Consider the following 18,882-nt stretch of genomic DNA (forward strand, 5'->3'; position numbering starts at 1 on the left):
TGTCGACATGTGGCCAGTCTAGGCCGTCCGCTACGGTTACCGCATGAGCGACCTGGTGATTGGCGCGGACGGCCTGGCACGGCCGGCGTGGGCGGCGGGAGACCCGCTGCTGCGCGAGTACTACGACACCGAGTGGGGCATGCCCGTGCGCGACGAGCGCGGCGTGTTCGAGCGGCTCAGCCTCGAGGCCTTCCAGTCGGGCCTTTCCTGGCGCACCATCCTGGTCAAGCGACCCGCCTTCCGGGAAGCCTTCGCCGACTTCCGGCCGGAGGCGGTGGCCGCCTTCGGGGACGACGACGTCGCCCGGCTGCTGGCCGACGCTCGGATCGTGCGCAACCGGGCCAAGGTGCTGGCGACCATAAACAACGCCCGGGCCACGGTCGCCCTGCGGGAGGCCGACGACGTCGACGGCGGGCTGGCGGGCCTGGTGTGGTCCTACCGGCCGGCATCCACCCCCGCCCCGCGCACCCTGGCGGAGGTGCCCACGCGCTCACCGGAGTCGGAGGCGCTGGCCCGGAGACTCAAGCGCCTGGGCTTCCGCTTCGTGGGCCCGACGACGGCGTTCGCACTCATGGAGGCCATCGGCATCGTGGATACTCACCTGGTGGGCTCCTGGCGGCGTGGCTCATCCGGCGTGTGGGGCTAGCGAGCGGAGGTCACGTGCTTCCCGGCGCCAGCACGCTCTTGCTGTCAAAATCGATGACAAACGAAATCCGCAGCGCTCAAGGCGCTTCAAAAAACGTTGAAACCATGCGGGTGCCGAGTGGCGTAGAAGAGCGCTTCCCTAGCGTTTGTCATCGATCTTGACATCGCCGGTCCGTTGACATGCCGAGCCGCCCCGGCAGCACCGCTCCGGGGTTAGCCAGGGTTGTCCAGAAGCTTGGACAGGCGTTTCTTGCGCCGGTTCTGGGTCACGATCCACGCGACGTCGGGGTCCGCGGTGTCGAGCGCTGCGAATACGGGGAGGCCCGCGCCGGGGTCGGCCGCCACGGCCACGCTCCAGCAGTAGCCCAGGGACTTGCGCAGCGTCCTGGCCGCAGGAGCCTTGCGGTCCTGCACCGGCAGCGCGATGAGGCGGTCGGTGGTGCGCTGGCACACCTCGATGGCGATCCGAGCCGCCTCCTCGGTGCGCAGCAGCCGCGGCTCGCAGATCGCCACTGCGGCCGCGCGCTGCACCAACGGGTCTTCGTCGTCGGCCCATGCCCGGACGAGGGAGACCAGTGTTGGTAGGTCGGAGTCGCCCAGCAGCTGCAGGCCGATGGTGACGGCCTCGCGCACGCGCCAGCGCTCGTCTTTGGCCAGCTCCCGAGCCCGCCGTTCGAAGGCCGCATCGGCGGCCCGGTAGCCAAGTGCCGCGGCCGCGCACGCAGCGGTGTACTCACCGTCGTCGGCCAGCAGTACTTCGATCACGCTTGGATCGGCCGCCCGCGCGACCACCGCGATCAACTCGATGTTCGCGCGGGGGCCGGGAAGCCCCGAGCGCTGGTTCAGGTACGCAGGCCACTCGGCGGCCTCCAATGCCTTGAGCTCAGCCAGCCACAACGTTGTGTCGACCATGCCTCCAAACGCTACGTCGCGACGGCGTGCAGGGCAACTGGAACGCAGGAATGTCCGAAATCGGCACGAACAAGCCCGCGGCCTCAAGGCGCAGCTCTGGAATCGTTGGAATCACGCGGATGCGAAATCACCCTAGGCAGCCGAATCCGGCGTTAATGCCGATCCTGGACATTCTGCCGGGCCCGACGCGCTTTCACGCCCGGGCGAAGCCGCCCTCAGCGCCGCTGGCGGCGTTCCCGCACGCGCACGCCGATCTGGATGGGGGTGCCGGCGAAGCCGAACTCCTCGCGCAACCGGTTCTCAATGAAGCGCCGATAGCCGGCGTCCAGGAAGCCGGTGGTGAAGATGACGATGCGCGGCGGGGCGGCCTGCACCTGTGTGGCGAACAGGATGCGCGGCTGCTTACCGCCCCGCACCGGGTGCGGGCTGGCCGCCTGCAGCTCACCCAGGAAGGCGTTGAGCCGCCCCGTGGGCACACGCGTGTTCCAGCCGGCCAGGGCCGTGTCCAGGGCGCGCGCCAGCCGGTTGGTGTGCCAGCCGGTACGCGCGGAGAGGTTGATGCGCGGCGCCCAGTCCACGTGGGCGAGCTCGTGCTCGGCCTCCCACTCCAGCTGCTTGCGGCGGTCCTCATCCACCAGGTCCCACTTGTTGTTGACGATCACCAGGGCGCGCCCGGCATCCACCACCTGCTGGATCACGCGGATGTCCTGCTCGGTAATGGCCTCGGAGGCGTCCAGCAGGACCACCGCCACCTCGGCCTTCTCCACGGCCCCCTGAGTGCGCAGCACCGCGTAGTAGTCGGCGCCGCGCGCCTGCCGAATGCGACGGCGGATACCGGCAGTGTCCACCAGCACCCACTCGCGGCCGTCGAACTCCACCACCTCGTCCACCGGATCGCGGGTGGTGCCAGCCAGCTCATTGACCACCACACGCTCGCTGCCGGCGAGCTGGTTCAGCAGGGAGGACTTGCCGACGTTGGGGCGCCTACCAGGGCGATGCGGTGCAGGTCGTCGCTGGGGCCGGGCCCGCCACGGCGGACACCTCCGGCAGAATGGCGACGGCGGCGTCCAACAGCTCCCCGCTGCCGCGGCCGTGCAGCGCAGAGACGGCGTAGGGCTCCCCCAGGCCCAGCGCCCACAGGGCGGCGGCATCGCCCTCCTGCACGGGAGAATCGACCTTGTTGGCCGCCAACACCACGGGCTTGCCGGAGCGGCGCAGCATCTTGACGATGCGGTCGTCGGCCTCGGTGACGCCCACGCGGGCGTCCACCACCAGCAGTACGGCGTCGGCCAGGTCGACGGCGGCCTCGGCCTGGGCGGCGACGGCGGCGTCCAGGCCGGCCACGTCGATCTCCCAGCCGCCGGTGTCGACGATGGTAAAGCGCTTGCCCGCCCACTCGGCCGAGTAGGAGACGCGGTCGCGCGTCACCCCGGGCACGTCCTGCACCACGGCCTCCCGGCGGCCCAGCACGCGGTTCACCAGGGTGGACTTGCCGACGTTGGGGCGGCCGACGACGGCCAGCACCGGCAGGCCCGCGTCCAGGCCCGCCTCGGCGGCGGGGATCTCCTCCCCCGCCAGCAGGGCCCGGTCCTCCTCGTCGAGTTCGTAGTCGTCCAGGCCCGAGCGCAGGGCGTCGGCCCGGGACTCTTCCAGCTGCTCGCGCTCGGCGGCCTCGGCACGCGCCTGCGCCACCAGTTCGGTGACGTGGACGACGGTCTCGTCCAGGGTCAGCTCCGAGGTGTCGACGAGGGTGACGCCCTCGGGGGCGGTGAGGAACTGGGAGACGGTGGCGTCGTCGCGGTCGCGGCGCACCACCTGGTCGCGCAGGGCGGCGGCGTCCACGGCCTTGCCGGCGGCGTCCAGGTCGGCGGCGCGGCGCTCCAGCCGGGCCTGCTCGCTGGCGGTCAGCAGTAGGCGCACGTCGGCGTCGGGGGCGACGACGGTGGTGATGTCGCGCCCCTCGGCGATGATGCCGGCCCCGTGGGAGAAGGATCCGGCCAGGTCGCTCGCCTCGGCGCGGATGATCTGCCGCTGGAGCCGGGCCATCTCGGCGCGCACGTCCAGGTTGGTGGCGACCTTGGAGACCACGGTGGAGATGTGCGGGTCGCGGATCGCCTCGGCGACGTCCACGCCGTCGCAGGTCACGCCCGGCGCCTCGGGATCCAGGCCCATATCCAGCGGCATGGACTGCACGGCGTGGGTGACGGCCTCGGCGTCGTCCAGGTCGATGCCGAGACGCTCGCACCACCAGGCGGCCGCCCGGTACATGGCACCGGTGTCCAGGTAGGCCAGTCCCAGTGCGGCGGCTACGCGCTTGGACACGGTGGACTTGCCGGACCCGGACGGCCCATCGATGGCGACGACGATTCCCATGTGCTCCTCCAACGTTCGACCCCGCGGGCTCCGGTGAGCCCCGTCGGCCTCAAGGGGTAAGCGTCGCACAATCGCGCGGCCGGGCGCGGATCCGCAGCGGATGAGTCCGCCCACAGCCCAGCGGCATCCGATTCAGCCCGCGACCAGGGAGGAGTAGCTATCCCATATCGGCATGGGCACCCCGAGACGGTTGCCGGCCGCCAGCACTTCGAAGAAGCCGGCCCTCCATTCGGCACGGCCGTGAGCCAGATGGGCCAGCACCATGCGGCGCGTATCGGGTTGGGAGAACATGCGACCCAGGCCCGCGGCAACCATTCCCGCCGGAAGCCGCACCAGCGGCGCAGGCATTATCCGGCCGGTGGCAATGCCCCGCGCCCGGCATACGGCCACTCCTTCTCGCAACGCCAGCACCATGCGTCTTAACGCGGCGTCATCGGCGCACAACCGGTCGTAGCCGCCGGCCTCCAGCAGCGGGCCGAGCGTGAGCGACTGCTGCAGGTAGTGCACGGCGAGCCAGCCGGGCATGTCCCGCTCCCGCTTGACCTTCAGCCCCGCCGCCGCCAGCGCCGAGTCGATCCGGTCCGGGAGCGCGCGCCTGCCCCGAGCGCCGGCCTCCAGGCGCGTGCCCCGGTCGAAGAGCGTCGCCTCGATCCCCTCCGCGGTATGCCCGCCCCCGATCTGGCCGGGAAAGCCGACACAGTAGTGCCCGGGAGCCAGCCACGAGGACACCTCCCCGACGATGTCCCAGTGGTTGAGCATGAACAGCAGCGGCGTGCTTCCGACCAGCGGCTCAAGCATGGGAAGCAGCTCGCCCAAGCGGGTGCGGTCCACCGCCACCAGTGCCAGGTCGGCGTCGACGGGCTCGTCGACCACCCCGGGCCGGAACCGGCCGACCAGGGATGGCCTGCCCCGCCGCCCGCCGCCGGCACGGTGCAGCCGCATCTGCACGCCGGCTCGCAGCTGCTCCGCACGATGCGGGCGGGCCATGACCACCACCTGGTGGTCTCGGCTGAGCAGCCAGCCGTAGCTCAGGCCGATCACTCCCGCCCCGATGATCAGGATGCGCATGCTGCACCGCCGTCAGGCCACGACCACGCGCCAGCCGCGGGCGTCCAGGGCGTCCTCCAGTCCCTGCGCGGCGGCAGGCATCACCGAGAGCATCGCCAGACCGGCGCTCTGGCCGGGCGAGTGCTCCATGGCGAAGTCCTCGATGTTCACGCCGGCCTCGCCGACGTCGGAGAACAGCCGGCCCAGCGAGCCGGCGGAGTCGGGCACCAGCACCTGCACCTGCGCGTAGCGGCGTGGAGCCCCGCCGTGCTTGCCGGGGATGCGGGCCTGTCCGGCGTTGCCGCGGGTCATCACGTCGGTGATGGCGCCGACGGCGCCCGGGGCAATGGTGGCGGCGTCCCCCGCCGCGGTGTAGGCGGGGTCGCCGGGGTCGACGGCGGCCGGAGATATCCCGGCGATGAGGACATCCAGGTCGCCGCGCAGCTGACGCAGCATCTCCACCACCGGCCCGGCGTTGCCAACCACGATGGCCGACCACAGTCTGGGATCGGAGGCGGCGATACGGGTGGTGTCCCGCAGCCCCTGCCCGGCCAGGCCCAGCGCGTTCTCGGGGGTGGTCTCCAGCCGCGCGGCCAGCAGGGAGCTGACCAGTTGCGGCACGTGACTGACGGCAGCCACGGCGGCGTCGTGCTCGGCGGCGTTCATACGCACCGGGGTGGCGCCGACGTCGACGGCCAGGTTGCGCACCGCCAGTTCGGCCTCCGGGGCGGCGCCGTCGGCGACCACCACCCAGGGGCGGCCGGCGAACAGGTCGGAGTCGGCGGCACCGGCGCCGGAGCGCTCCCGCCCGGCCATGGGGTGGGAGCGACATAGCGGCGCGCACCCGGCCCACCGTGGCGGCGCACCTCGGCGGCGATACGTGCCTTGACGCTGGCGACGTCGGTCACGACCGCGCCCGGGTGGGCCGTCAGCTCACGCAACACAACCTGCGCGGTCACGTCCGGCGGGGTGGCCACCACGATCAGGGTTGGCTCGGGGCTGTGCTCGTCGCGCACCTGTCCGGCGCCCATGTCGCGGGCGAGCGCCAGGGAGGTGGGTGAGGTGTCGGCCAGCTGCACCTCCACGCCGGCAGCGGTCAGCGCCAGCGCCAGGGAGGTGCCCAGCAGGCCGGTGCCGACTACCAGCACCGGCCCCCGGGTGGCGAGCGGAGCAGACGGATTTCCGGCGGCGCTCACAGGCCCACCTCCCGCTGTAGGGCACTGACCTCGGCGCCGGTCAGGGCCCGCATGGCGCCGGGCCGCAGGTAACCCAGGGTAAGGGGGCCCAGGCGGGTGCGGGACAGGCGGATCACCGGGTGGCCGACGGCGGCCAGCATGCGGCGCACGATCCGGTTGCGGCCAGAGTGCAGGGTGATCTCCATGATCGAGGCATTGGGCGAGGAGTCCTTGACCACCGCCCGGTCGGCGGCGATCGGCCCGTCCTCCAGCTCGACGCCCTGCCTGAGCCGCCGCGGCAGGCCCGCGCCGACCCGGCCCTTGACCACGGCCACGTAGGTTTTGGCGACCTCGTAGCTGGGGTGGGTGAGTCGGTGGGTGAGTTCGCCGTCGTTTGACAGCAGCAGCAGCCCCTCGGTGTCCGCGTCCAACCGGCCCACATGCACCAGCCGCAGCGCGGCGGCCTTCTCCGCTCCGCCCAGCTGTTCGGCGTGCTCGGCCAGGTACCGCGCGGCGTACTCGGCGACGGTGGGCCGTCCCTGCGGGTCCTCCATGGTGGTGACCACGCCGGCGGGCTTGTGCAGCATGATCGTGATGACGTCGGGATCGGTGAGCACCCGGGAGCCGTCCACGCGGATCTCCTGAGTACTGGGATCCACGCGCACTCCGGGCTCGGTGACCCGCACCCCGTCCACGCTCACCCTCCCGCCGGCGATCAGCTGCTCGCATACGCGCCGTGAGCCCAGGCCGGCGTGGGCCAGCACCTTCTGCAGCCGTTGCCCGCCCGCAACGTAGGGATCTTCGGGACGCGGGTGGTCGTCCTGATAGGCGTCGCCGGCAGCAGCGGCGTGGGCGGTACCGTGCGCGTCGGTCTCGTAGTCGATTTCTTCGAGGTCGTCATCGTCGTAGAACTCCTCGGCGCCGAAGTCCAGTACGGCGTCCGTGCGCTCGTCGCGGTGGTCCTGGCTTGCGTTCACGGCAGTATTCTCCCGCTGATCTCGTCTTCGATGTCTCCCAGGGCGGAGGTGTCGGGCAGGTAGGGTGCCAGGGGAGGCAGGTCGTCCAGCGAGTCCAGGCCCAGGTACTCCAGGAATTCGCCCGTGGTGCGGTACAGGATGGCGCCGGTGGATTCGCTGCCCGCCTCCTCGATCAGGCCGCGGGCGTGCAGGGTGCGCACCACGCCGTCGACGTTGACGCCGCGGATGGCCGCGATCCGGCCGCGGGTGACGGGCTGTCGATAGGCGATCACAGCCAGAGTCTCCAGGGCCGCCTGCGACAGGCGGGCGGTGGCGCCGCCGATGACGAAGCGCTCCACCAGGTCGCTGAACCTGGGTGCCGAGGCCAGCCGCCAGCCACCGGCGGCGCGGCGCAGCACGAAGCCGCGCGCCCGCACGTCACCGGCGGTCGGCGCCTCGCCGGCGTACTCGGCGGCCAGGGATTCCAACAGCGCTTCGACGACGGCCTCCTCCCGGTCCAGAACCGCGGCCAAGGCGGCCGCGGTGACCGGCTCGTCGGTGACCACCAGCACCGCCTCGACGGCGGCACGCAGCTCCTCGTCCGATACGGGTACGGGCAGCCGGGCGGCCATGGGTGACGACTCCGGGGTGCTCATGCGAACTCCTCCTCCAGTTCGGTGCCGGTCATGCCGCCCGCTTCCACCTCGCCGCGCCAGGTGACCGTGATTTCCTCCATGGGGGCATCCTGGGCCAGCTCAACACCGCCCTGCCGGTACATGATCAACAGGGCAAGGAAGCGGGCGACGACGACGGCGGTGCGGCCCGCGTCCGCGGTCAGCTCGGTGAAGGTCAGGGTGCCGGCCCGCCGCAGCCGATCGGCAAGGATGCGCAGCTGCTGCCCAACCGGGACGCGCTCGTGCAGGTGCACGGTCTGCACGCCCGGGTCGCGGGGACGGGTGAACACGTCGGCCGCGATGCGAGCCAGGTTCTCGGCGTCGATGGTGGCCACGAGCCGGGGCAGCAGCGCCGCCAGCTCGGGGGGCAGGGCGACCACGCGCGGATGGGTGCGGGAGGCGGTTTCGGCGCGAGTGCGGAAGGCGGCCGCCGCCTCCTTGTAGGCGCGGTACTGCAGCAGCCGAGCGAACAGCAGGTCGCGGGCCTCCAGCAGCTCCATGTCCTCGTCGGCCTCATCGGGGTCGTGCGGGAGCAGCCGGTGAGCCTTGAGGGCGAGCAGCGTGGAGGCGACGACCAGGAACTCGCTGGCGTGCCCCAGGTCGCCGTCGGCGCGCATGTAGGCAATGAACTCGTCGGTGACCTCCGCCAGGGCCAGCTCGGTAATGTCCAAGCGCTTGCGGGCGATCAGGGTGAGCAGCAGGTCGAAGGGCCCCTCGAACTGAGGCAGGTTGACGCTGAAGCCGGGCAGCTGTACCCGCGCCGCGGTGTCGGATTGGGCGGCACCGTCCAGCGGCGGCTGGGAGGCGGCCGATGGGACGCTCCCGGAGCGGGAATCAGGCGACATTGCCGCGCGCAATGACCTCCCGGGCCAGGCGCCGGTAGGCCTCGGCGCCCGGGTGGCTGGGGGCGTAGCTGGTGATGGGCTCGCTGGCGACCGAGGCGTCAGGAAACTTCACGGTGCGGCGGATCTGCGTGTCGAATAACTTGTCTCCGAAGGCCTCGCATAGGCGCTCAAGCACCTCCCTGGAATGCAGGGTGCGTGGGTCCACCATGGTGGCCAGGATGCCGTCGATCTGCAGGCGCGGGTTGATGCGGTCGCGGACCCGGTCCACGGTCTCCACCAGCAGGGCCACCCCGCGCAGGGCGAAGAACTCGGTCTCCAGGGGGATCATGACGCCGTGGGCGGCGGTGAGGGCGTTGACGGTCAGCAGGCCCAACGACGGCTGGCAGTCCACAATGATGGCGTCGTACTCGTCCAGGACGGGCCGCAGCACCCGGGCGAGGGCCTGCTCGCGGGCGACCTCCCCCACCAGCTGGACCTCGGCGGCGGACAGGTCGATGTTGGCGGGGACCAGGTCCAGGCCCTCCACGGAGGTGTGGTGAATGATCGAGCGCACGTCGGGGCGAGCGGCCACCAGCATGTCGTAGACGGTCTGGTCCAGTTCATGGGCGTTGACGCCCAGGCCGGCGCTGGCCGCGCCTGCGGGTCGAAGTCCACGATCAGCACTCGGCGCCCGTACTCGGCCAGGGCGGCCCCCAGGTTGATGGTGGTGGTGGTCTTGCCGACGCCGCCCTTCTGATTGCACATGGCGATGACGCGGGCCGGGCCGTGTGAGTCGAGTGGCGCGGGGACGGGGAAGGTCTTCTCCACTTCCTCCTGCTGGTCCTCGGCGGGGGTATCGGGCGGGTCGATCAGCCGGGCTGTTTCGCGTCACTCACACGGGCAGCCTAGTCGAAGAGGCCGCGCGGGGCGCGGCGACCGTCCCGGTGAACGCCCATCGCGGTCAGCCGCGGGCGCGCGGGTGGCTGGTGGCGTACACCTCGCGCAGGTGGTCGACGGTGACCTTGGTGTAGATCTGGGTGGTGGTAACCGAGGCGTGGCCGAGCATCTCCTGCACCACGCGCACGTCCGCGCCGCCGGCGAGCAGATGGGTGGCGAAGGAGTGGCGCAGCGTGTGCGGGGAGATGTGTCGTTCCTCCTCCGCGCCGGTGCCCGTGAGCCCGGCGCGCTGGGCCGTCTGCTGCAGCACCGCCCAGGCGGACTGGCGTGACAGGGGCCGGCCGAGGGTGTTGAGGAATACCTCGGGCACTCCCCTGCCCCGGGCGGCCAGCACGGGGCGGCCCCGCACCAGGTAGGCGTCCAGGGCCTCCCAGGCGAACTGCCCCATGGGCACGATCCGCTCCTTGCGGCCCTTGCCGAACAGGCGTAGGCAGCCGGAGTCGGCGTCCAGGTCATCGATCACCAGCCCGACGGCCTCGGAGATGCGGGCGCCGGTCGCGTACAGCAGCTCCAGCAGGGCGCGGTCGCGCAAGGACACCGGAGAGTCGTCAGTGTTGGCGGCCTCCAGCAGGCGACGTACCTCGTCGACGGTGAGGGCCTTGGGCAGGCGCCGCCCCACCTGGGGCGGGCGCACGGCGGCGGAGGGGTCGGCGTCGGTGACGCCCTCGGCGTGCAGGAACTTGTGCCAGCCGCGTACCGCGGTGACCGTGCGGGAGGCGGAGGAGGCGGCCAGAGGGCGGCCGCCGTCGGCACCGGTGCGCAGCGCCTCCAGGAAGGCGGCCACGTCCGTCTCGGCGACCGCGGCGGGGGTACGGATCGAGCGGGCGCGCAGGAAATCGGCGTAGCGGCCCAGGTCGCGCTCATAGGCGGCCAGCGTGTTGGGGCTGAGCCCGCGCTCCACCCGCAGATGGGCGAGGTAGCCGGCGCGGGCCCGCTCGAGGGCGTCCCCGCGGGGGTCGGCCCCCGGGCGTGAGGTGTCGACGGCTGGTTTCGTGGCGGCCTCGTCCGTTCAGGCGAAGCGGGCCAGCAGGCCCAGGCCGACGATGGTGGCGGCCCATACCAGGCGACGCCGATGGTGATGCGATTGAGGTTTCGCTCGGCCACGCCGGAGGAACCGGCGGAGGAGGTGATGCCGCCGCCGAACATGTCCGAAAGGCCGCCGCCCCTGCCCTTGTGCATGAGGATCGTCATGATCAGGAAGAAGCTGGACAGCACCAGCAGCACTTGCAGGATGATCGTCAGCGTGCCCACGCGGTTCCCTTCGTTGTCGATTCGGCCGGTTCGGGCCCGGCGGCGGCCAGGCGGCCCGCCGCTTCGTGGGCGACTCTACCCGATCCCCTCCCCCGTGTATGCGCGTGCGCCCGGCCCCAACGAGGGGGCCGGGCGCACCTGCCGTCTACGCGTGATTGGGGTCAGGCGTAGAAGCCGGCCATCTGCGCGAAGGAGTCGGCCTTCAGCGAGGCACCGCCGACGAGGGCGCCGTCGATGTCGGGCTGCGCCATGAGCTCCTTGATATTGGCGGGCTTGGCGGAGCCGCCGTACAGGACGCGGGTGGCGTCGGCGGTGGCGTCTCCGTAGTCGGCGCGCAGAGCCTCACGGATGGCGCCGCAGACCTCCTGAGCGTCCTCGGCGGTGGCGGTCTCACCGGTGCCGATGGCCCAGATGGGCTCGTAGGCGATGACGATCTTGGCGACGTCCTCGGCCGACCAGCCTGCCAGGCAGCGCGGATCTGGCCGAGCACGAAGTCCACGTGAGTGCCGGCCTTGCGGACCTCGAGGCTTCGCCGCAGCACAGGATCGGCGTCATGCCGGCGTCCAGGACCTTGCGGGCCTTGGCCCCAACCAGCTCGTCGGACTCGCCGTGGTACTCGCGGCGCTCGGAGTGGCCCATGACCACGTAGCTGCAGCCGAGCTTGGTGAGCATGGCGGTGGAGATCTCGCCGGTGTAGGCGCCGTTGTCGTGGATGGACACGTCCTGGGCGCCGTACTTGATGTCCAGCGAGTCGGCCTCGACGATCGTCTGCACGGTGCGGATGTCCGTGAACGGTGGGATGACCAGGACCTCGCACTTGGAGTAGTCGTGGCCGGCGTCGCTCAGGGCCATGGCCAGGCCCTGCACCAGGTGGTTGGCCTCGAGGTGGTCGAGGTTCATCTTCCAGTTGCCCGCCATCAGCGGGGTGCGGTTGCTCATCTGCGTTTCCTTATCCGTGTTCCCTCGCGGGAATCCTCTGTGTGATGGGGGGTGAGTTCAGTCGTCCAGGACGGCGATGCCGGGCAGGGTCTTGCCCTCCAGCAGCTCCAGGGAGGCACCGCCACCGGTGGAGATGTGGGAGAAGGTCGACTCGTCGAAGCCGAGCGTGCGCACGGCCGCGGCGGAGTCGCCGCCGCCGATCACGGAGAAGGCGTCCGAGGCGGAGATCGCCTGGGCGACGGCCTTGGTGCCCTCGGCGAAGGCTGCGAACTCGAACACGCCCATGGGGCCGTTCCAGACGACGGTCTTGGAGGAGGCGATCGCCTGGGCGAACAGCTCGCGGGTCTTGGGGCCGATGTCCAGGCCCATTTGGTCGGCGGGAATGGCGTCGGCGGCGACCACGGTGGCCGGGGCATCCGCCTTGAACTCGGGGGCGACGACGGTGTCGACGGGCAGCAGCAGTTCGACGCCGTTAGCTTGGCGGTCTCGAGGTAGCCCTTGACCGTGTCGATCTGGTCCTCTTCCAGCAGGGAGGTACCGACCTCGTAGCCCTGCGCGGCGAGGAAGGTGTAGGCCATGCCGCCACCGATCAAGAGGCGGTCGGCCTTGCCCAGCAGGTTGGCGATGACGCCGAGCTTGTCGGAGACCTTGGAGCCGCCCAGCACCACGGTGTAGGGGCGCTCGGGGTCGTTGACGGCCTTGCCGAGGGACTCGATCTCCTTGGCGACCAGCAGCCCGGAGGCGGCCGGGAGGATGCGGGCGACGTCGTAGACGGAGGCCTGCTTGCGGTGCACGACACCGAAGCCGTCGGAGACGAACACGTCGGCCAGGGCGGCGAGCTGCTCGGCGAAGGCGGCGCGCTCGGCGTCGTCCTTGGAGGTCTCGGCGGCGTTGAAGCGCACGTTCTCCAGCAGCACGATGTTGCCGGGCTCGAGCGCGGCGACGGCGGCCTGGGCGCTCTCGCCCACGGTGTCCTGCGCGAGAGTGACCTTCACGCCCGTCAGCTCGGCCAGGCGCGTGGCGACCGGGGCGAGGGAGAAGTCGGGGTTGACCTGGCCCTTGGGGCGGCCCAGGTGGGCGACGATGATGACCTTGGCGCCCGCGTCGAGCAGGGTCTTCAGGGTCGGCAGGGCGGCGCGGATACGGCCGTCGTCGGTGATGTTCTTGTCGGCGTCGAGCGGAACGTTGAAGTCGGAGCGGACCAGGACGCGCTTGCCCTTCAGGTCGCCGAGGGACTCGATGGTCTTCATGGAACCTCGCAGTGCTGTGTTAGTGGGGTTGGTGGGTGGATGGTTGTTGAACTCGCGCCGGTAGCGGCGGACGCCCGCGCACGCGAGTGGCGTGCGCGGGCGTCCGTCAGTGGCTCACAGTGGTGAGTGCCGGCTTACGCGGACTCAGGCGAGCTTCTCGCAGACCAGGGCGGTGAGCTGAACGAGGCGGTTGGAGTAACCCCACTCGTTGTCGTACCAGGACACGACCTTAACCTGGTCGCCCTGCACCTTGGTCAGCTTGGAGTCGAAGATGGAGGAGTGGGAGTCGCCGACGATGTCGGTGGACACCAGGTCCTCCTCGGAGTAGGCCAGAACGCCCTCGAGCGGGCCCTCAGCGGCGGCCTTGACGGCGGCGTTGATCTCCTCAACGGTGGCCGGCTTGGCGGGCTTGAAGGTCAGGTCGGTGACGGAGCCGGTCGGGACCGGGACGCGCATGGCGTAGCCGTCCAGCTTGCCCTTGAGCTGCGGGAGGACCAGGGCCACGGCGCGGGCGGCACCGGTGGAGGTCGGGACGATGTTGAGGGCGGCGGCACGGGCGCGGCGCAGGTCCTTGTGCGGCGCGTCGTGGATGCGCTGGTCACCGGTGTAGGCGTGCACGGTCACCATCAGGCCGTTCTCGATGCCGAAGGCCTCATCCAGCACCTTGGCCAGCGGCGCGAGGCAGTTGGTGGTGCAGGAGGCGTTGGAGATGATGTTGTGCTTGGTGGTGTCGTAGTCCTGCTCGTTCACGCCGACCACGAAGGTACCGTCCTCGTTCTTCGCCGGGGCGGAGATGACGACCTTCTTGGCGCCGGCGTCGATGTGTGCCTTGGCCTTGGTGGCGTCCGTGAAGAAACCGGTGGACTCGACGACAACGTCAACACCCAGGTCCGCCCAGGGCAGGTTGCCGGGCTCGCGCTCGGCCAGGACGCGGATCGGCTTGCCGTTGACGATGATGTTCTCCTCGTCGTAGGTGACCTCGGCGTCGAGGCGGCCCATGATGGAGTCGAACTTGAGGAGGTGGGCGAGGGTCTTGATGTCGGTCAGGTCGTTGACAGCCACGACCTCGAAGTCGGCGCCCTGCTCCAGGGCGGCCCGGTAGAAGTTACGGCCGATGCGGCCGAAGCCGTTGATACCAACGCGGGTGGTCACTTTGTGTCCTCCTAGTGCGCCGCACGGGCGCACGTACTCGTAGCTTGCTGCACACATGGTGTGCCCCGGGCCTTCGTGGGGTGCTCCCCGTCCGATCCGGCAGGTTGAGTCTAGCGTTACGTGCACGCCGCCGTGCCGGTTCGGACTCGCCAGGGGCGAACACGTGGGCGCATCTCACATGTCGAGCATGTCCTGGGTGAGCACGGACTCCGTGTCCGGGATGCCCAGCTCATGGGCGCGCTTGTCCGCCATGGCCAGCAGGCGGCGGATGCGCCCGGCCACCGCGTCCTTGGTCAGCGGTGGTTCAGCCATACGCCCCAACTCCTCCAGGCTGGCCTGCTTGTTCTGGATGCGCAGCCGGCCGGCCTGCACCAGGTGCTCGGGCACCTCCTCCCCCAGAATCTCGAAGGCGCGCTCCACCCGGGCCCCGGAAGTGACGGCGGCACGCACGGAGCGGCGCAGGTTGGCGTCGTCGAAGTTGGCCAGCCGGTTGGCGGTGCCGCGGGTCTCGCGGCGCGAGCGCCGCTCCACCCAGGTGGCGTTGGCCTCCACGGCCCCCATCTTCTGCAGCAGCACGCTGATCGCCTCACCGTCGCGGACCACGACCCGGTCGGCGCCGCGCACCTCACGGGCCTTGGCCACCACGTCGAAGCGGCGAGCGGCCCCCACCAGCGCCAGGGCCGCCTCGCTGCCGGGGCAGGTGACCTCCAGGGCGGAGGAGCGGCCCGGCTCGGTGAGCGAGCGCGCGCCAGGAAGGCGCCGCGCCAGGCGGCCGCGGAGGCATTGCGGCCGCCCTGGACGACCGCGACGGGCATGCCGCGCACCGGACGACCGTGGGCATCCACCAGGCCGGTCAGGCGGGCCAGGTCGCGACCGCGGTCGGTCACGCGCAGCACGTAGCGACTGCCGCGGTGCAGGGAGCCCGCCTGAACCACCAGCACCTCCGGGGTCATGCCGTACAGCTCCCGCAGATCCCGGTGCAGCCGGCGCACGGCGCCGCCGTGGTCCAGTTCGGCCTCGACCACGATACGGCCGGACACCAGGTGCAGCCCGCCGGCGAAGCGCAGCATGGACGCCACCTCGGCGCGGCGTTGGGCGGCGTTATCGGTACTCACGCGGGCGAGCTCGTCCTTGACGGTCACCGTCAGCGACATGTGGTGATGCTCCTGGTCCTGTGGGGGTGGAATGGATAAGTGTGGGGCGTTCAGGCGGCGCGCGGCGGGCCGGTGATGTCCCCCACCGCGCCGTCGAAGGCGTCCCGGAAGACGGCGGCCAGCCGCAACGGGTCATGGTGACACAGCGCGTCCCCCGTCCGCACCTGCCGCAGCATCAGCACCGCTCCCATGGACTCTGCCACCGCGCTCAGCTCCGCGACGTTCTCCACCACACTGGGGTCGGCGATGACCACATCCAGGCGCAGGTCGGGGGCGTACTCGGCCAGCACCCGCAGATGGTCTGCGAGGGTCATGTCGTCGGTCTCGCCGCTCTGTGCCGACAGGTTCAGCACCACGGCCTTGCGTGCGCGGGTACTCACCAGGGCGCGCCGCATGGCCGGCAGGATCAGGTGCGGCAACACCGAGGTGTACCAGGAGCCGGGGCCCAAGATCACCCAGTCAGCGGCATCGATGGCGCGGATCGCCTCCGGGTGGGCATCGGCGTCCTCGGGCACCACGCGCACGTTCTCCATACGACCGCGGGTGGTGGCCACGGCGACCTGCCCACTCACGCGCTGGCGGTGATCGCCGTCGACGATATCCGCCTCGATTACCAGGGGGGAGGCGCTCATGGGAATGACCCGCCCGTGTATGCTCAGCAGCCGCCCCACCCAGTCGAGCCCCTCAACCTCATCCCCGAGCAGCTGCCACAGGGCCAGGATGAGCAGGTTGCCCAGGGCGTGGTTGTCCAGCTCTCCCTCACCGGAGAAGCGGTGCTGGAGCACGTCCCGCCAGGTCAGTCCCCATTCGGTCTCGTCGGTCAGGGCGGCCAGAGCCATGCGCAGATCGCCGGGCGGCAGGCAGTTGAACTCCCGCCGCAGCCGGCCCGAGGAGCCGCCGTCGTCGGCGACGGTGACCACGGCGGTGAGCCGCTGGGTGACGTGCCGCAGGGCCCGTAGGGTGGCGGATAAGCCATGCCCACCGCCCAGGGCGACGACGGCGGGCCCCTCCTCGCCACGCCGGCGCCAGCCGGCGGAGTCAATGGTGGCGCGGGCGCCGGGCACGTCGGCACCGATTGCGCTGCGCCCGGGTTGCCCCGGAGTCTGCCCCATGACGTTCACTCCCTCCCCAGGTCCCGGTGCTGCACGGCGACCTTGAATCCCGCGGCGCGCAGGCTGGCGCCGATCCGCTCGGCGGTCGCAACCGAGCGGTGCTTGCCGCCGGTGCAGCCCACCGCGATGGTGACACTCGGCTTGAGCTCGTCCACGTAACGGGGCAAGGCCGGGATCAGCAGGTTCACGTAGCCGTCCACGAAAGCGGCCGCGCCGTCCTGCTGGAACACGTAGTCGGCCACCGGCGCGTCCCGCCCGGTCAGGTGACGCAACTCCGAAACCCAGTAGGGGTTGGGGATGAAGCGCACGTCCAGCACGTGGTCGGCATCCATCGGCAGCCCGTACTTGAAACCGAAGGACATGACCGTGACCCGCAGGCCCAGGTCGGATTCGTGGGCGACCAGTTCCCGGATCCGGCGGGCCAGGTCGTGCACCGAGTAGTCGGTGGTGTTGATGACCTCGTCGGCGGTGCCCTTCAGACCGGCCAGCAGGGTCCGCTCATGCTCGATGCCGTCCAGGATGGAGCCGGTTCCCTGCAGCGGGTGCGGGCGCCGAGAGGACTCGAAGCGCCGGATGAGCACGGCATCGGAGGCGTCCAGGAAGATCAGGCGCACGTCCACGCCGGTATCGCGCAGCTGCCCCAGGTACTTCATGAAGGAGGCGAAGAACTCGCGGCTGCGCACGTCTACCACGGCGGCCAGCCGGTGCACGCCCGCCCCCACCGTGGTCATCATGCCCGCCAGCGCCGGCAGCAGCTGCGGCGGCAGGTTGTCCACCACGTACCAGTCCAGGTCCTCCAGGGCGTTGGCGGCCCGGGAGCGGCCCGCACCGGACATGCCGGTGACGATGATCATCTCCGGCCGTTTGGCCGGTGGCACCGGCGCGGCCGCCTCATCGATGGCGGAGATGCCACGCGGAACCGTGTCCTTCGCCGGATCCCGGGGTGCCGGGGCGGCCGCAGGCGACTCGGCGACGTGGCGCACCGGTTTGCGCGGAGGCACACCCGGCGGCAGCGGGGCGGCGGAGGCGGGGCCGACAACGGGTACCGACGGGGGGATCCGGCCGGAGCCGGCACCCGGTGCCGGCGGGCGGCCGGGGTCGGTTCGGTCCTGTGCGTCCATACCCCCAGCATGGCACAACCAGCTGTGCCGGGCTGGCGATGTTTCGGTAGCGTGGCCGTAGCGACCGGCACACGGCTGCCGTGCCGCCCGGGCGCGCCCGCGCACCGCGCACAATCGACTTGGAGGCGACCGTGACCGCATCCCAACCCCCCTCCCCCGCCGCCGCGGGCATCGGCACCCCGGGAACGCCGTCGGCCACGAAGGTGGCGCTGCTCGGCTCCGGAGAGCTCGGCAAGGAGGTGACGATCGCGCTGATGCGCCTGGGCGTGGAGGTCACCGCCATCGACCGGTACGCGGGCGCGCCCGCGCAGCAGGTTGCCCAGCACGCCCTGACCGTGGACATGTCCGACCCGGCGGCCCTGACGACAGCAATCGCGGCATCCGGGGCACAGATCGTCGTCCCCGAGATCGAGGCACTGGCCACCGACGCCCTGGTGGCACTGGAGGAGGCCGGCACGGTGCGAGTGGTTCCGACCGCGCGCGCCGCCCGTCTGACCATGGACCGGGAGGGGATCCGCCGCCTGGCCGCGGAGACACTCGGCCTACCCACCAGCCCTATGCCTTCGCCTCCTCTTTGGCCGAGCTGGCCGCCGGCGCACAGCGCGTCGGCTACCCGTGCATCGTCAAGCCGGTCATGTCCTCCTCCGGGCACGGCCAGTCCGTGCTGCGCGGCCCCGACGACGTTGCCGCCGCCTGGCGCCTGGCGGCCACCGAGGGGCGCGTGGACCGGGGCCGGGTGATCGTGGAGGGCTTCGTCGACTTCGACTCCGAGATCACCCTGCTCACCGTCCGCTCCCGCGACCCGCGCACCGGGCGGACCGTCACCTCATTCTGCGAGCCGGTCGGGCACCGCCAGGTCGGCGGCGACTATGTGGAGTCCTGGCAGCCGCACCCGCTGCCGCAGACGGCACTGCGCCGCGCGCAGGAGGCGGCCGCGGCGGTGACCGGCGCGCTGGGCGGCTGGGGCCTGTTCGGCGTGGAGCTGTTCATCTGCGGGCAGGAGGTGCTCTTCTCGGAGGTCTCGCCGCGTCCACACGACACCGGCATGGTGACCCTGGCGAGTCAGCGGCTGAGCGAATTCGAACTGCACGCCCGGGCCCTGCTGGGGCTGCCGGTGGACACGACGCTGCGCTCCCCCGCCGCCTCCGCCGTCATCAAGTCGCCCGTGGAGTCCGGGGCCGATACCGGCGTGATCTACCGGGGCGTGGCCGAGGCGCTGGCCGTTCCGGGCAGCGACGTACGCCTGTTCGGCAAGCCCGACGCGCACCCGGGCCGCCGCATGGGGGTGGCCGTTGCCGCGGCCGCCGAGGTCGAGGTTGCGCGCGAGCGGGCGCGGGCGG

At 71.3% G+C, this 18,882-nt stretch carries 9 protein-coding genes and 9 pseudogenes; 2 read left to right on the plus strand and 16 right to left on the minus strand.

What is annotated here, in order from left to right; genetic code table 11:
- Positions 1–43: 43 nt before the first annotated feature.
- Positions 44–646: a DNA-3-methyladenine glycosylase I gene (locus BW737_RS12695; RefSeq protein ID WP_086614481.1), complete on the plus strand. Its 603-nt coding sequence runs from the start codon at positions 44–46 to the stop codon at positions 644–646.
- 212 nt (positions 647–858) lie between these two features.
- Here BW737_RS12695 and BW737_RS12700 read toward each other — a convergent pair whose 3' ends face one another.
- The 16 genes and pseudogenes from BW737_RS12700 to rapZ form a co-directional block, all read right to left on the minus strand.
- Entirely contained in the window at positions 859–1,557 is a 699-nt protein-coding gene (locus BW737_RS12700) for a HEAT repeat domain-containing protein (protein ID WP_086614480.1), read from the minus strand.
- A 215-nt stretch (positions 1,558–1,772) separates the two neighbouring features.
- Positions 1,773–3,930, minus strand: a pseudogene (gene der / locus BW737_RS12705) (bifunctional cytidylate kinase/GTPase Der).
- Positions 3,931–4,062: 132 nt separating this feature from the next.
- Positions 4,063–4,998 (minus strand): ketopantoate reductase family protein, encoded by a 936-nt coding sequence (locus BW737_RS12710; RefSeq protein WP_086614479.1) that lies wholly within the window; start codon positions 4,996–4,998, stop codon positions 4,063–4,065.
- A 12-nt stretch (positions 4,999–5,010) separates the two neighbouring features.
- Positions 5,011–6,173 (minus strand): annotated as a pseudogene (locus BW737_RS12715) (prephenate dehydrogenase).
- Complete coding sequence (locus BW737_RS12720; protein ID WP_086614478.1) at positions 6,170–7,129, minus strand: pseudouridine synthase; 960 nt, start codon at positions 7,127–7,129, stop codon at positions 6,170–6,172. Before BW737_RS12720 ends, BW737_RS12715 begins: the two are co-directional and overlap by 4 nt.
- Complete coding sequence (scpB, locus tag BW737_RS12725) at positions 7,126–7,764, minus strand: SMC-Scp complex subunit ScpB (protein ID WP_257210820.1); 639 nt, start codon at positions 7,762–7,764, stop codon at positions 7,126–7,128. The genes BW737_RS12720 and scpB overlap by 4 nt, the downstream gene beginning before the upstream one ends.
- Positions 7,761–8,627: a segregation and condensation protein A gene (locus BW737_RS12730; RefSeq protein WP_086614477.1), complete on the minus strand. Its 867-nt coding sequence runs from the start codon at positions 8,625–8,627 to the stop codon at positions 7,761–7,763. Before BW737_RS12730 ends, scpB begins: the two co-directional genes overlap by 4 nt.
- Positions 8,617–9,479 (minus strand): annotated as a pseudogene (locus BW737_RS12735) (ParA family protein). Before BW737_RS12735 ends, BW737_RS12730 begins: the two are co-directional and overlap by 11 nt.
- Positions 9,480–9,567: 88 nt before the next feature.
- Positions 9,568–10,506 (minus strand): annotated as a pseudogene (gene xerD, locus BW737_RS12740) (site-specific tyrosine recombinase XerD); the annotation flags it as partial.
- Between the two features lie 66 nt (positions 10,507–10,572).
- Positions 10,573–10,754, minus strand: a pseudogene (gene secG, locus BW737_RS12745) (preprotein translocase subunit SecG).
- Between the two features lie 221 nt (positions 10,755–10,975).
- Positions 10,976–11,753 (minus strand): annotated as a pseudogene (gene tpiA, locus BW737_RS12750) (triose-phosphate isomerase).
- Positions 11,754–11,810: 57 nt separating this feature from the next.
- A pseudogene (locus BW737_RS12755) lies at positions 11,811–13,003 on the minus strand (phosphoglycerate kinase).
- Positions 13,004–13,147: 144 nt separating this feature from the next.
- On the minus strand, positions 13,148–14,155 hold the full coding sequence (gap, locus tag BW737_RS12760; RefSeq protein WP_086614475.1) for a type I glyceraldehyde-3-phosphate dehydrogenase: 1,008 nt from the start codon (positions 14,153–14,155) through the stop codon (positions 13,148–13,150).
- A gap of 174 nt (positions 14,156–14,329) precedes the next feature.
- Positions 14,330–15,309: pseudogene (whiA, locus tag BW737_RS12765) on the minus strand (DNA-binding protein WhiA).
- Positions 15,310–15,359: 50 nt separating this feature from the next.
- A complete protein-coding gene (locus BW737_RS12770) occupies positions 15,360–16,421 on the minus strand; it encodes a gluconeogenesis factor YvcK family protein (protein ID WP_086614536.1) in 1,062 nt (353 codons plus the stop codon).
- A 5-nt stretch (positions 16,422–16,426) separates the two neighbouring features.
- On the minus strand, positions 16,427–17,422 hold the full coding sequence (rapZ, locus tag BW737_RS12775) for an RNase adapter RapZ (RefSeq protein ID WP_420835752.1): 996 nt from the start codon (positions 17,420–17,422) through the stop codon (positions 16,427–16,429).
- A gap of 233 nt (positions 17,423–17,655) precedes the next feature.
- On the opposite strand from rapZ, the pseudogene purT reads away from it, so the two are divergent.
- Positions 17,656–18,882: pseudogene (gene purT, locus BW737_RS12780) on the plus strand (formate-dependent phosphoribosylglycinamide formyltransferase); the annotation flags it as partial.

Origin of the sequence: Actinomyces ruminis (assembly GCF_002154335.2) — a bacterium.
In the GTDB taxonomy this organism is placed as follows: domain Bacteria; phylum Actinomycetota; class Actinomycetes; order Actinomycetales; family Actinomycetaceae; genus Actinomyces; species Actinomyces ruminis.

What these genes read in the sequence shown, in the direction of transcription:
- BW737_RS12695 (WP_086614481.1), top strand. Translation starts at nt 44, where the DNA reads ATGAGCGACCTGGTGATTGGCGCGGACGGCCTGGCACGGCCGGCGTGG.
- BW737_RS12700 (WP_086614480.1), bottom strand. Translation starts at nt 1,557, where the DNA reads ATGGTCGACACAACGTTGTGGCTGGCTGAGCTCAAGGCATTGGAGGCC.
- BW737_RS12710 (WP_086614479.1), bottom strand. Translation starts at nt 4,998, where the DNA reads ATGCGCATCCTGATCATCGGGGCGGGAGTGATCGGCCTGAGCTACGGC.
- scpB (WP_257210820.1), bottom strand. Translation starts at nt 7,764, where the DNA reads ATGAGCACCCCGGAGTCGTCACCCATGGCCGCCCGGCTGCCCGTACCC.
- BW737_RS12730 (WP_086614477.1), bottom strand. Translation starts at nt 8,627, where the DNA reads ATGTCGCCTGATTCCCGCTCCGGGAGCGTCCCATCGGCCGCCTCCCAG.
- BW737_RS12770 (WP_086614536.1), bottom strand. Translation starts at nt 16,421, where the DNA reads ATGGGGCAGACTCCGGGGCAACCCGGGCGCAGCGCAATCGGTGCCGAC.